This window comes from Tigheibacillus halophilus, assembly GCF_042683165.1.
GTDB lineage: Bacteria > Bacillota > Bacilli > Bacillales > Amphibacillaceae > Tigheibacillus > Tigheibacillus halophilus.
Window position 1 is genome coordinate 323,428 of record NZ_JBHUIZ010000003.1, and the last position, 13,157, is coordinate 336,584.

General features: G+C 40.7%; 13 protein-coding genes. 9 read left to right on the plus strand and 4 right to left on the minus strand.

Annotated elements, in window-relative coordinates; all coding sequences use genetic code 11:
- Positions 1 to 3: 3 nt before the first annotated feature.
- The 6 genes from ACFSMW_RS02110 (at position 4) to pepF (ending at position 7,571) form a co-directional block, all read left to right on the plus strand.
- Positions 4 to 1,212, plus strand: a complete 1,209-nt coding sequence (locus ACFSMW_RS02110; protein WP_390352600.1) for a putative glycoside hydrolase — start codon at positions 4 to 6, stop codon at positions 1,210 to 1,212.
- A gap of 590 nt (positions 1,213 to 1,802) precedes the next feature.
- Complete coding sequence (locus ACFSMW_RS02115) at positions 1,803 to 2,396, plus strand: GNAT family N-acetyltransferase (protein WP_390352602.1); 594 nt, start codon at positions 1,803 to 1,805, stop codon at positions 2,394 to 2,396.
- A 386-nt stretch (positions 2,397 to 2,782) separates the two neighbouring features.
- The gene (spxA, locus tag ACFSMW_RS02120) at positions 2,783 to 3,178 is read left to right on the plus strand and encodes a transcriptional regulator SpxA (protein WP_390352604.1); all 396 of its coding nucleotides are present in this window, start codon (positions 2,783 to 2,785) and stop codon (positions 3,176 to 3,178) included.
- Between the two features lie 308 nt (positions 3,179 to 3,486).
- A complete protein-coding gene (mecA, locus tag ACFSMW_RS02125; protein ID WP_390352606.1) occupies positions 3,487 to 4,158 on the plus strand; it encodes an adaptor protein MecA in 672 nt (223 codons plus the stop codon).
- 266 nt (positions 4,159 to 4,424) lie between these two features.
- Complete coding sequence (locus ACFSMW_RS02130) at positions 4,425 to 5,591, plus strand: competence protein CoiA (protein WP_390352607.1); 1,167 nt, start codon at positions 4,425 to 4,427, stop codon at positions 5,589 to 5,591.
- 171 nt (positions 5,592 to 5,762) lie between these two features.
- A complete protein-coding gene (pepF, locus tag ACFSMW_RS02135; protein WP_390352609.1) occupies positions 5,763 to 7,571 on the plus strand; it encodes an oligoendopeptidase F in 1,809 nt (602 codons plus the stop codon).
- Positions 7,572 to 7,653: 82 nt separating this feature from the next.
- On the opposite strand, the gene ACFSMW_RS02140 is transcribed toward pepF, so the two are convergent.
- The 4 genes from ACFSMW_RS02140 to ACFSMW_RS02155 all read right to left on the minus strand — a co-directional run bounded on the left by ACFSMW_RS02140 (position 7,654) and on the right by ACFSMW_RS02155 (position 10,499).
- A complete protein-coding gene (locus ACFSMW_RS02140; RefSeq protein WP_390352611.1) occupies positions 7,654 to 7,833 on the minus strand; it encodes a hypothetical protein in 180 nt (59 codons plus the stop codon).
- A 360-nt stretch (positions 7,834 to 8,193) separates the two neighbouring features.
- Positions 8,194 to 9,093, minus strand: a complete 900-nt coding sequence (locus ACFSMW_RS02145; protein WP_390352613.1) for a ClpXP adapter SpxH family protein — start codon at positions 9,091 to 9,093, stop codon at positions 8,194 to 8,196.
- Between the two features lie 18 nt (positions 9,094 to 9,111).
- The gene (locus ACFSMW_RS02150) at positions 9,112 to 9,510 is read right to left on the minus strand and encodes a globin domain-containing protein (RefSeq protein ID WP_390352615.1); all 399 of its coding nucleotides are present in this window, start codon (positions 9,508 to 9,510) and stop codon (positions 9,112 to 9,114) included.
- A gap of 401 nt (positions 9,511 to 9,911) precedes the next feature.
- Entirely contained in the window at positions 9,912 to 10,499 is a 588-nt protein-coding gene (locus ACFSMW_RS02155; protein ID WP_390352617.1) for a CYTH domain-containing protein, read from the minus strand.
- Between the two features lie 287 nt (positions 10,500 to 10,786).
- Between ACFSMW_RS02155 and yjbM the strand changes: the two genes are divergently transcribed.
- The 3 genes from yjbM to ACFSMW_RS02170 are packed head-to-tail and all read left to right on the plus strand — an operon-like array spanning position 10,787 to position 13,151.
- Complete coding sequence (gene yjbM, locus ACFSMW_RS02160) at positions 10,787 to 11,419, plus strand: GTP diphosphokinase (protein ID WP_390352618.1); 633 nt, start codon at positions 10,787 to 10,789, stop codon at positions 11,417 to 11,419.
- A 4-nt stretch (positions 11,420 to 11,423) separates the two neighbouring features.
- Positions 11,424 to 12,248, plus strand: a complete 825-nt coding sequence (locus ACFSMW_RS02165) for an NAD kinase (RefSeq protein WP_390352620.1) — start codon at positions 11,424 to 11,426, stop codon at positions 12,246 to 12,248.
- Between the two features lie 21 nt (positions 12,249 to 12,269).
- A complete protein-coding gene (locus tag ACFSMW_RS02170; protein ID WP_390352622.1) occupies positions 12,270 to 13,151 on the plus strand; it encodes an RluA family pseudouridine synthase in 882 nt (293 codons plus the stop codon).
- Positions 13,152 to 13,157: the final 6 nt, after the last annotated feature.

The following is a 13,157-nucleotide window of genomic DNA, read 5'->3' on the forward strand; positions in this document are numbered from 1 at the left end:
TCTATGAAGAAACAAGCATATGCAGTTATCATCTTGGCCTCGATTTTATTTATCGTATCGGTGTCAGCTACCAAGCATGTACAAGCTGCGGATACGCTACCCTCCATTTTGCATTCGAAAATAAAATCCAACATTCAATTGCTTGATGAAAACCGGCCTTCCAAACGATACACATTTTCTTCCGGATATCATTTCGAATACCCGGACGCTGTCAAAGGGATCTATGTTACCGGAAATTCGGCTGGCGGGAGTCGTTTTCAATCTTTATTAGGCATGATTGAAAAAACGGAACTTAATACAATGGTCATTGATATCAAAGACGATTATGGTAATATTACTTTTCAGCCAGACAAAAATTCGCCTTATGCTGATGTGGCCACTGATTTTATCAAGGATCCAAAAAAAATGATGAAGGTCCTTGAAGAAAAGGGAATTTATCCAATCGCCAGGGTGGTTGTTTTTAAAGACACTCATTTAGCCAATAAACATCCAGAATGGTCTTTTAAGGAAAACGGAAAAGTTTGGGTGAATGGCAAGGGTGAAGCCTTTGTCAGTCCATTCCAAAAAGATGTGTGGAAATACAATGTAGGCGTCGCAAAACTTGCGGCAGAAATGGGTTTTCAGGAAATTCAATTTGATTATGTCCGTTTTCCGGAAGGATTTGAATCCCTGGATAAAACACTGGAATATAACAAAGGGGATTATGCTGACGGAAAACAAAATGATGTGAAACGTCGGGTGCAGGCTGTGACAGATTTCGTCTCATATGCGAAAAAAGAACTTTCTCCTTACAATGTGAAAGTCGGTGTCGATATTTTTGGATATGCGGCCACGATACCGGAGACACCAGGTATCGGCCAGAATTTTTCCAAGATATCAGAAAATGTCGATGTCATTTCATCTATGATTTACCCAAGCCACTGGGGGAATGATTATTTCAACATCTCCATGCCGGACAAAGAGCCTTACCGATTAGTCGATGAATATGCGAAGGTGGAGAAAAGGGTGCTTGGTGCACTTGACAATCCACCTGTTTCCAGGCCTTGGATCCAGGATTTCGATGCACCATGGTTGTACAGCGGACCACCGACCCATTACGGAAAAGCCGAAGTGGAGGCTCAAATCAAAGCATTGAAAAAACATGGTATCAACGAATTCTTGTTATGGAATGCTGGAAACACCTACACACAGAACGTTAACTATTCCCCATGATATGGCTAAAAAAATCAATCAGCTCTAATGGTAAAAAGGGCAGCAAATGCGATCGAGCAATGGCAGTTTCTCTCCATTGCTTTTTTGCATAGGAAAACTTTCGTATGCAATGGTCCAGGTACCTTTATTCCCGTGAAGGATATCGATCAGATTTTCGACAGGTTTTATCGGTGTGATCCCTCACGTAACAGGGATTCGGGTGATCCGGGACGAGGATTAGCCATTCAAAAGAAATGATAGAGCATATTATCATATTATGGACATATTGGCTGTGAAACGGATGGTAGAAAACTTCACTTCTGGTTTGAAATACCTGTCAGTCAGTAAAAACAGCACTGATGATTCAAAAATGTACAGCAAAGTTTTGCTCTTTTTCAAACTCAAGAATAAAAAAAACGGATAGTAAAAAAATAAAATGTATCTTTTAAGGGACATTTTAAAGCCATGTTGGTTTTTATTTTATTCGCTATGATTGCCGGCAATATAGGGGTTCCAGAGGACTGGGATTGGCTTGGAATTGGAAAACGATTTAACAAACAGTCAGAACTGCGTTATAATTAAAACCGACTAAAAAAATAAGGAGTAGATCAATGAATTGGTATGACAGGCTAAAAGAATATTTTCCAGTAGAAGAAATGAAGTCGAAAAGACATATGGACATTTTGCTTGACGAAAAAGGAGATGTCTATTACAAGGATGAGGGACCGCATCATGTGCTGATGTACGCGGAGTTCGATTCCTTTGTGTTTATCGATTATCTTTGGGTGTCATCAGCATCAAGAGGGCAGGGAATCGGACGTAAGCTCATCGAAAAGATGAAGGCAAAAAACAAGCCGATCATCCTAGAGGTGGAACCAATTGATTATGAAGACACAGATACTGAAAAAAGGCTTCGTTTTTACAAGCGCGAAGATTTCACCCACGCACAGTCCATTGGCTACATTCGGCGTTCATTGGCAACAAATGAGAATACCACATTGGAAGTCCTTTATTGGTCTCCAGATGAAGAATCAGAAAGATTTATCTTTAAACAAATGAAGAAAATGTATGAAACCATCCACACATATAAGGATGAGGAGATATACGGAAAGAACTACCAGGACGTTGATGAAGTATTAAGATTCAACGAAAAAAACAAAACAGAGGATTTATTCGAAGCTTTGGAGGCGCCTAAGAAAGCCTAATTATCAAATTTAGTAAAGAATATGAATCCATTACAAACAGCCAGCGTTTGATTTTTATCCATTGGAAACTGGCTGTTTTTCTTTTTGGAAGGACGATGGTACACGTTTTCTCTACAGGACAATGATGTAGGGACTGATTATACAGCATCGCAAGCGCGAAGCAATGTATTTCCTAAAAAAATATTGAAAGAAAGCGTTTATCCCATTCAGGATTAGGGTATCTTAAGGTTAAGAAAGAAAGTGAGAAAAGATTTAGAAATACCCTACCTTTCCCTTGACAACTGTAGTATAATTATACATAGGTTGTCGTATACGTTTAACAGCTGTTGTCATTTGCAGCCAGATTCGCATAAAGAAAAATATAGATATATGAGGAGTGAAGTACCATGGTAACACTTTATACCTCACCAAGTTGTACATCTTGCAGGAAAGCAAAAGCTTGGCTTGAAGAGCATAATATTCCATTTAAAGAGCGCAACATTTTTTCTGAGCCTCTTTCACTTGATGAAATAAAGGAAATTTTGCGCATGACGGAAGACGGAACAGATGAAATCATCTCGACTCGTTCCAAAGTTTTCCAAAAGCTTGATGTAAACATTGAACAGCTTCCGCTAAAAGAGCTGTTTTCACTGATTCAAAAAAACCCGGGCTTGTTGAGAAGACCAATTATTCTCGATGAAAAACGCCTGCAGGTTGGTTATAATGAAGACGAAATACGCCGATTCCTTCCACGCACTGTTAGGACTTTCCAACTGCGTGAAGCACAAAAAATGGTTAATTAATCGGAGTTAAATTATAAAGTGGAGTTCCATATAATATGGTCTCCACTTTTTGTTTTGATGAAAAGAAAAGAAGGATGACAAAACACAGTTTATACGTTAAAATTAGTATTCATTCAGAAATATAGGCATTTGGATTTTCAAATACACATAAATCGCATAATATAGAAGTATACAGAATCAACAGATGACTTTTAACCTGTTGCAAATTCGGGTATAGAAATGTAGAAGAAATATGCAACCGGTATTATTGTAACAAGAAGGTGTTTTTACTCCCACCTGCGTAAAAAAGAAGAAGGGAGAGTTACGCGATGGAAATTGAAAGAATCAATGAAAATACGGTAAAATTTTATATTTCATATGTTGACATAGAGGATCGCGGTTTCGAACGGGAAGAAATCTGGTATAACCGTGAGCGCAGTGAGCAGCTGTTTTGGCAGATGATGGAAGAAGTCAATTACAAAGAAGACTTCAATGTCGAAGGTCCTTTATGGATACAGGTGCAAGCATTGGAAAAAGGGCTGGAAATCATTGTAACCAAGGCCCAGCTTTCGAAAAACGGAGAAACGCTTGAATTACCGTTAGATGACGGAAAAACAGTAGGTGCTGTCAATGAAAAAGTGGAGAACATGCTGGAAGAAAAGTTTGGAAAATCTCCCCAACAGGATGAAGACCAGGATGAAGAGGATTATTTCTGGATGATTTCCAGTTTCAAAGAATTCGAGGATGTTATCCAATGGAGTCACAACTTCAGTGATGTGAAAGAACATATGAAACAAGAGCTCTATGCACATCAAGAAAAGTATTTCATTTACCTGGAATTTCCTGAAGACGCGGATGAAAGCCGTCAGGAGGATTTGATTAGTCGTGTCTTGGAATTTAGTGAAGATACGGATATGAGCTACCATGTACTCAGTGAATACGGCAATAAAATCATGGAAGGCAATGTCTGTGAGCAAGTAAGGAATTACTTTCCTCTCTAGTTTATACACGGACTGCAGCAGTACGGCTGTCTGAAAACAGGACAATCCATCTGGACGAAAGTCCCGGTCTCGGTTATTTTATTCCGATGCCGGGGTATTTTTTTGTTCTAACATGCTTCGTGCCACAGCATTTCTGCAAATGGTTCGGTCGATTGCCAGGTGAAAACAATATAAACCTCCAGATAGACGAGGCAGAAAAAATGTCGCTTGCAAGCAGGAGAAAAGTAATTCATGTCGAATATTATTAACAGGAGGTGTTTAAAAAATTGCTGCAAGCAATGAATCAAGAAAAACATATGATCACATTGGCTGCGCTATCTAAGGCGGAAATACAAACATGGCGCGGACAAAAGTTCTTTTGTCCAGCATGTCATGAACAAGTAATTGTAAAGGCAGGAGAGCGGAACATCCCCCATTTTGCCCACCAAAGAAATTCCCGCTGTCCAGCTGTTCATAAAGGAGAAGGCCCGTTTCATGAGAAGGGAAAGCTGCGTTTGTTCCAATGGCTGAGGAACCAATTCGCTGATGTTGGATTGGAAACTTATTTACAGAAACTCAAACAGAGACCGGATATTTTGTTGCGTATTGGACAAAAAACAATAGCTGTTGAATTTCAATGCGCGAAAATCCCCCTCCGGGAGATAAGAAAAAGGAATAGCCGCTATCAGCTTGCCGGTATTCGGCCAATATGGATTCTTGGTGCGAATTTATTCCAGCGCAAAGGGAAAAGGTATCTTAGCGTAAACCCCTTCATACTCACTTTTCTCCATCAATTCCGATCTTCTCAACCCACCGCATTGTACTTCTACTGCCCTGATTCGAACATAATGATCCAAGCTTCCGACCTTCACCTGATAAGCCCGCACAGAGCAATCGCATGCTTTTCTTATTTTCCACTTAGTGCGATTCGATTCACGGACATCTTTCATCACTTTTCTTTTCAGCGTCCAATGTTAATACGTCACTGGTTCCAAGAAAAACGAACTTTCCGTCTTCGTAAACGAACTTATGCGAAAGGAAGGGGAAAACAGTGGCAGCATTGGCTTTATCAGCAGCGTTCAACCATTGACAATCTGCCAGCGGTCGTATATCTTCCTGTTCCATCCGCTTATTTGTTCCATACTGCACTTTGGGATTGGCAAAGCAGGATCTGTTTGGGATTGCTGCAATATGTCCCCCTCAACGCCCATTTTACCACCACCGCCTGCGAGGAACTGCTGCAAAATCAACTTCAGGCTCCCTCAAACTTTCCAATGGTAAAGCCTCTTCAGCATCCCATTTCGGAGTACCTTTCCATTTTGTGTCAGCTGCAAATCATCAAGGAAGAAAAACCTGGCTGCTTCCGTAAAGTGAAGGAATTACAACAGGCGAAAAATATCGAATCTGCATTGCATGAGGATCAAAAATTGCTGAATATCCTGCTTCGTCAGTGAAATGTAGTATGAATAGCACACTGATTCATATACTAGGCAATATGCAAAAACTTTTCCCAAGATGACGGTTGACCGCCTGAAAAAAACTTCGAAACACGAAAGGTATATGTTTTGAAAGAAGCTTATGAATAAAGTAAAATTGACTATGTATATTGAAAAGGAGTGATCCATATGGCAAAGGCAGCAAAAGAATTGCCAAAAAGAAGTGAAATACCAGAAGAAAAAACGTGGAGATTAGAAGATATATTTCCAACAGATGAGGCATGGGAAGAAGAATTGGCGAGTTTGAAACAGGATATTCCGCAAATGGAAAAATTTCAGGGGAAATTAGCAGATTCATCTGAAACTGTGTATGAAATGTTTCAGATGCAAGATGAATTATCGGAGAGGCTCGGGAAGTTGTTTGTATATGCACATATGCGTAATGACCAAGATACAACCAATTCCTTTTACCAGGCGTTGAATGCCAAAGCGCAAAGTTTGCTGACGCTAGCGAACAGCTCTATGAGCTATATTGTCCCGGAGTTGCTGGAAATCGATTCTGACAAGATGAAAGCGTTTTTGGAGGAAAATGAAAAATTGCGGGCGTATCAGCATACGATAGATGAAATCGGCCGCCAACGCGCGCATGTTTTGTCAGAACGCGAGGAAGCTATTCTGGCAGCTGCATCTGAACCATTATCAGGTTCTTCACAGACATTCGGTATGCTTAATAATGCTGACTTGAGCTTTCCAGCCATTATGAATGAGGAAGGGGACGAAGTGGACCTGACACATGGCAGGTACAGTACATTTATGGAGTCCAAAGACCGTCGTGTCAGGAAAGACGCTTTTAAAGCGATGTATGATACATACGGCTCTTTTAAAAACACTTTCGCTTCTACACTTATCGGTGATGTGAAGGCAAATAATTTCAGCGCAAAAGTACGCAACTATGATTCCGCTCGCCAAGCGGCTTTGGACAGTAATAACATAGATGAGCAGGTATACGACAATTTGGTGGAGGTCGTCAATGAAAACCTGCCATTGCTGCATCGTTATATGAAATTGCGCAAAAAATCATTAGGTGTCGACGAACTTCATATGTACGATATTTACACACCGCTTGTTAAAGATGTCGATATGAAAATTTCTTATGAAAAAGCGCAGGAGTATGTGCTGGATGCTTTGAAACCGATGGGCGGTGATTATCTTGATAACGTCAGGAAAGCTTTTGAAAGCCGCTGGATCGATGTGGAAGAGAACAAGGGAAAACGCAGTGGCGCATATTCTTCGGGTACTTATGGTACGAACCCTTACATCTTACTGAACTGGCAAAATTCCGTGAACGATCTTTTCACGCTGATTCATGAAATGGGTCATTCGATGCACAGCTATTATACAAGAAGCAACCAGCCATTCAGATATGGCGATTACTCGATTTTCGTAGCGGAAGTCGCTTCCACATGCAATGAAGCTATTCTTAGCGATTATATGTTAAATCATCTTGAAGATGAAAAACAAAAGCTATATTTGCTTAATCATTTTCTAGAGGGTTTCCGCGGTACCGTTTTCCGTCAAACAATGTTTGCTGAATTTGAACACGATATCCATGTTCGTCAGCAACGTGGTGAAGCACTGACCGCAGAAGAGTTGACGGCGATCTATTATGATTTGAATAAAAAGTATTATGGTGATCAAGTTGTTTCCGATGAGGAAATTGGTCTGGAATGGGCAAGGATCCCACACTTCTATATGAATTATTATGTGTACCAATATGCTACCGGATATTCGGCGGCAACAACGCTGGCGAATAAAATCCTTTCTGGTGAAGAGGGAGCGGTTGAACGATACCTGAATTATTTGAAGTCAGGCAGCAGTGATTATCCGATTGAAGTGCTGAAAAAGGCAGGCGTGGATATGACATCGAAACAGCCAATTCGTGAAGCCATGAAAGTATTTGAAGAAAAGCTGGCAGAAATGGAAAACATGCTGGATTAGACGTAAGTATGTGAAAAGCCCTGCAAATACAAACTTTGCAGGGCTTTTCATCTATAGTGAGTTGTACAAAAAACTGATATTGTTAGCGTATCCTGCCTCGGTAAACATTTTTATGTGTTGATGTGAAAATGGTAAGGTAAACAGCCAGAAAAAACAATGGAAGTGTGATGTACAATGGCATCAGGCCAATCAAGGCTAAAAAGTTCAAAACAAATGCGAAGATGGCGATAATTAAAAACAAAACAGGCAGAAATTCCTTCATAAACTACCTCCTTTTGAAGCAATCTTTATATCCGCCCTTTTTAAATATATAAGGGTCTTATTGGGATGTGTTACATGAGGCATTATTGTCTGCTTCCCCAAAATAGTGCTCTACTATACATTATGCGAGGGAGCAAAACATAGAAGTGACAAATTTGTGAAACTATGAACAGAAGCATTGCATATGACATATAATCTTGCTAATATAGTAATTGTGAGATGAATCACAAACAAACCCCTTTGTTTGATCATGAATCTTTCTCCCATCCCCCTTTGTTATATACAAAGAACGTGAGAAATAGAAAGAGGATATACGCTGCCCCGTATATCCTCTTTCTTGCTGTATGATAAAAATGAAAATTTATGCCAGGTACTTCCAAAAGCAACCGTACTTTGCTGGAATTTTTTCCACGATCTGTCTTAATTGCAGTTTTTTCAGTTCCTTTTCAGCTTTTGCAATCGACCAGTCATATACTACGGAAACCTCTTTACTTGCAACAATACCGTAGAAAGCCAGAAAATCTTCGAGTGAAGGCTTTTCGGAAGGGATAGGATGTTTCTGCAGTACTTCACATAAGACCTTCACGTATATTTCATATGGATATAGTCCAGAAATTTTTATTCCTTGTTCGTCAATCCTTTGGTTGAAAAATACAATGGTGGGAATGTAATCGACTTCCATTTCTTTCGTCAGCTTGATATCAGCTTGCAGCGCCTTTTTTGCCGAAGTGGAATTCAAATCGTTTTGAAATTCATAAAGATCCAGCTTGGAATCACGTCCGCATTGAAGCAATACTTCCTCATCTGTAACGTCCGCATTATGAAGGAATAAATATTCCTGTACTTTGCGCAAAAACACTCTGCCTGCTTTTTTCCCCTGTAATTCGGCAGCTTTGATTGCCAATGGAGTGATCCAAGGAGAAATAAATGGCTTTTCCAGCCATAGGTTTCCATCACAGCTCATACCAGTTCGCTTCGCTGTTTTTTCCCAGATTTCTTTCAGCTTTCTAGGTGTTTTAAATTTCTCATTGGTCATAGGCATCAAATAATTGCTCAGTACTGGACGGATGGTAAAGAAACGGCCGTATTCTAAAGACAGCTTCTTCAAATAAGGCTCAAGCGACCAGCATTCAGCGCATAAAGGATCGACAAATACATACATTTCCAGCGGCTTTTGCATCACATCGAAATAGCTGTATGTCGACGATGTGTCTGTCTTTGTTGAGGATGAGCCAGTCAACCCTTTGCGATCCCAACTCACATCGAATTCTCCTTTCCTTCATTCTGGTGTGTTCATCATATGGTGTGCAGTCATGGTCAATTTTTCAAAAATAGCGCTACGGTATGGTTCCGCAATTCCAGCTTCCTCCAATGCGCCATCCATGCAAAGAAGCCATGCATCTTTGCGTGTTGGTGTGATTTCAAAAGGAAGATGTCTCCGTCTGAGCATCGGTTGGCCCCGGTCTTCTGTGTAAAGTTTCGGGCCTCCGAAAAACTGCGTTAGAAATAAACGTTGTTTCCTGGCGGTCTCCGTTAAATCGTCTGGAAAAATTGGCACAAGATCTGGATGTACACCAATCCGTTTATAAAGCCCGTCAACTATTTTTTCAATAGCATCCGCTCCGCCAATCGCTTCATACATTGTTCCGGGCCGTTCTATTGCATGATTCGTTTTCATGTCTGTATAATCCTCCAAAAGGTAACAAATTTAAATGCATCGTCTAGTCTTAGAGTGAAAAAAGCTGGTAATCTGTTCGATACATTGAAACTGCCTTTTTATATAAATTTGGCATTTACTAAGCCTGCTTGAAATTTTTCTAAAGAAGACCGTACACATATAGCCGTTATCATATTGCTTTGGTGGCAGCAGTTTCTTAAGCCTCCACCAAGTTTTCCCAGCAGCTTTGCTGGCATTCGCTGGGGCGAGTAACTACTTTCATACGTTTCTATGACAGCGAATAATGGTGCTTGCCCTGTTCTTATTCTATAAAGCTGCGGTGAAAAATATTTCACCGGATTCCTTTATGCTAATAATAATTCGTTATCTTCATTGTAGCAAGCGGCACATAAGTGGGCAAATTATCCGTCTTTTGCCCCATTTAATGCAATAGCTTTAAAAAAACGCCGGATTTTGTTCGGAGTCTCTTTTGCAGTGATGTGATAATCCGAGAGAATCCGCTGTAAAGCCTGCTCACCAGAGGTTTTATCAGGCGCTTCAATTTCGAGTTCGTAATCGGTGATACCATGATAATAACTTTGGTCCAGGACATACAGCAGATTATCTGCTGCGAACTGGCGGCGTTCGGTAGTGAGTTTGCCATAATATTTGAGCTGAGGAGCTTTAACACCAAGAACCATAAGACGTTCTCCAGTATGCTCTTTTATTGTGCACGCACCCGATAGCCAGTCTTGCGCTTCAATTTCTGATAGCACATCATGCGTTTCCAGCAAACCTTCTCCGTAAGGTTCCTTTAATGTTAAGTAGTAAACACCATTTTTCTTGCGAATTCTGAGAGCACTTCCTTGCTGCTTCAATTTGAAGTCCCTTGTTTCAAAATAATAGTTGGTTTGCGTTTGTGCAGCGGCGGGAAAAGGAAGCCGGGACAGCAGCAGACGGAACTCCGATTCTGTAAGTAAATTTTTCAATTCAATCTCTATTTCTTGCATTTCCTGTAGCTCCCATCAATTGACAGAATATTTAGATGAACTATGATGAATCATGCTCCCTACATGCATTTTAGTGTATCCTTTATTAAAGCTTGTATATCGATTATGTCCAATCTATTCGTTTTATGCAAAGATTATCCATTTGCCTATGTTATGTTAGAATATAGGAGGAAGAGACAATCTATTTTTAAAAAAAATGGTATTTATCAAGCCTTGCTCACACTTATGCAGAAAGGGAAAAATAATTCTAACCTTCCTGCCAAACGAAAGAATCAGGTGGTGTTTTGATGAACTGGGAAGCAACTTTAGCACCATATGCACAGGTCGTTGAGGAATTGAAAGTGAAACTGAAGGGGATGCGTTCCCAATTTGAGATTGAGTCCATGCATTCGCCAATAGAATTTATCACTGCTAGAGTCAAACCGGTAGAGAGCATACTGGCAAAAGCAGAAAAAAAACAAATCCCACTGGATGGGATCGAAGATGGGATCCAGGATATTGCTGGCGTGCGGGTAGTATGCCAATTTGTTGATGATATCTATACCGTCGTGAATATGCTCCGCTCCAGAAAAGATTTGATGATTGTGGAAGAAAAAGACTATGTATCCGAAAAAAAAGACAGTGGGTATCGCTCGTTCCATATGATTATTACATATCCGGTCGAAACTATCCATGGGATGAAGAATGTTTTAGCAGAAATACAAATCCGCACATTAGCCATGAATTTTTGGGCTACTAATGAGCATTCGCTCAATTATAAATATAAAGGAAGAATCCCGGAGGCAATCAAAGCCAGATTGAAGCTTGCTGCTGAAGCAGCTTTCATGCTCGATGAAGAAATGTCCAAAATAAAAAGTGAAGTCCAGGAAGCTCAGCGAATTTTTCACAGAAAACAGAAACATGAAGGCAAAAGTAGGTGACAGAATGAAATTTAAAATTGTATCCAAAGGAGATCAACGCTCCAATAATATTAAAGCGACCATGAAACAATATCTGACCGGTTTTGATCTGGTGTATGATAAAGAAGAACCAGACCTCGTTATTTCTGTCGGCGGCGATGGTACATTGCTGGAGGCGTTCCATCGTTATGTCCATCGGTTGAGTAAAACAGCATTTATTGGGATCCACACAGGGCATCTGGGTTTTTATGCTGACTGGCTGCCAAGTGAAGTGGAAAAATTGATTATTGAAATAGCAAAAACGCCTTTCCAGGTAGTTGATTATCCACTGCTGGAAGTGATCATCCGCTCCAAAACGGGAGGGAAAGAAGACCGCTTCCTTGCGGTCAATGAAACAACTATCAAAACGGCGGATGGTTCTGTCGTCCTGGATGTGGAAATTAAAGGAGAACATTTTGAGACTTTCAGGGGAGACGGTTTGTGCGTTTCTACGCCATCGGGGAGCACGGCTTATAATAAAGCGCTTGGCGGGGGCATTATTCATCCGTCCTTGGAAGCGATCCAACTGACGGAAATGGCATCTATCAACAATCGTGTTTTCCGGACAATCGGATCACCATTGATTTTGCCTAAGCATCATACATTGATGTTGAAGCCGATTGCCGATAGAAGTTTCCTGATCACGATTGACCACTTTACCAAAACGTATGCGAACGTTAAATCGATTCAATGCCGTGTAGCGAATGAAAAAATTCGTTTCGCCCGGTTTCGCCCATTTCCTTTTTGGGACCGTGTTCGAGATTCCTTTGTAGCTGAAGAAAATATAGATGCACATTTGAAGGAAAGATAAGCTGAATGAAGGGTGAATGGATTGGAAATAACCATCAAAGATATATATGACGGTATGTCGATCAGAGATTTTATCAAAGGGGAGCTCCGTTTTTCCAGAAGATTGCTGAAAATTATCAGAGAGACGGATTCTGCCATCACTGTTAACGGCTTACAAAGAAATCTCTGGGAAAGATTGGCAGCAGGTGATGTGCTGCGCGTCACTTTTCCAGAGGAAAAGAAGGCGCCATATTTGGCCGCTGAGAACATGGAATTGGCTATCGTATATGAAGACGAGGCCGTACTTGTTATCGATAAGCCGGCTGGTGTCGCAACCATTCCCTCAATGAATCAGCCAACAGGAACGATAGCTAATGGTATACGCGCTTATTATGAAAAAAAGAAACTGCCTTATACGGTACATATCGTAACGCGGTTAGACAGGGATACCTCAGGTTTGATGCTGATTGCAAAACACAGGTACAGTCATGCTATTTTATCAGAAATGCAAAAAGCTAAAAAAGTGAATCGGCAGTATTTGGCAATCGTGACGGGTGACTTGCAAAAGGAGCAAGGGACGATTACCGCTAACATCGGTCGAAAAGAAGGCTCGATTATTGAACGTGCAGTTGTTGCAGCAGGACAAACAGCAATCACACACTACAAGTTGCTGAAAGAAAAGAATGGAATGTCTTTGGTGGAGATTCAACTGGAAACTGGGAGGACTCACCAAATACGTGTGCATTTTTCCGCCATGGGCCATCCGTTAGTAGGGGATGATCTATATGGCGGATCAACTGCAAGGATGAAAAGGCAGGCACTTCATTCAGCAATGCTGACCTTCACCCATCCGATGACCCATCAGTTGTTGCATTTCACTTCCGAACTGCCGAATGATATGGTGCAATGCATGATGGAGGCTTGAAAAAAA

Bases quoted from the DNA above. Each gene is read 5' to 3' on its own strand.
- ACFSMW_RS02110 (WP_390352600.1), top strand. From the start codon at position 4: ATGAAGAAACAAGCATATGCAGTTATCATCTTGGCCTCGATTTTATTT.
- ACFSMW_RS02115 (WP_390352602.1), top strand. From the start codon at position 1,803: ATGAATTGGTATGACAGGCTAAAAGAATATTTTCCAGTAGAAGAAATG.
- spxA (WP_390352604.1), top strand. From the start codon at position 2,783: ATGGTAACACTTTATACCTCACCAAGTTGTACATCTTGCAGGAAAGCA.
- mecA (WP_390352606.1), top strand. From the start codon at position 3,487: ATGGAAATTGAAAGAATCAATGAAAATACGGTAAAATTTTATATTTCA.
- pepF (WP_390352609.1), top strand. From the start codon at position 5,763: ATGGCAAAGGCAGCAAAAGAATTGCCAAAAAGAAGTGAAATACCAGAA.
- ACFSMW_RS02140 (WP_390352611.1), bottom strand. From the start codon at position 7,833: ATGAAGGAATTTCTGCCTGTTTTGTTTTTAATTATCGCCATCTTCGCA.
- ACFSMW_RS02150 (WP_390352615.1), bottom strand. From the start codon at position 9,510: ATGAAAACGAATCATGCAATAGAACGGCCCGGAACAATGTATGAAGCG.
- ACFSMW_RS02155 (WP_390352617.1), bottom strand. From the start codon at position 10,499: ATGCAAGAAATAGAGATTGAATTGAAAAATTTACTTACAGAATCGGAG.
- yjbM (WP_390352618.1), top strand. From the start codon at position 10,787: ATGAACTGGGAAGCAACTTTAGCACCATATGCACAGGTCGTTGAGGAA.
- ACFSMW_RS02165 (WP_390352620.1), top strand. From the start codon at position 11,424: ATGAAATTTAAAATTGTATCCAAAGGAGATCAACGCTCCAATAATATT.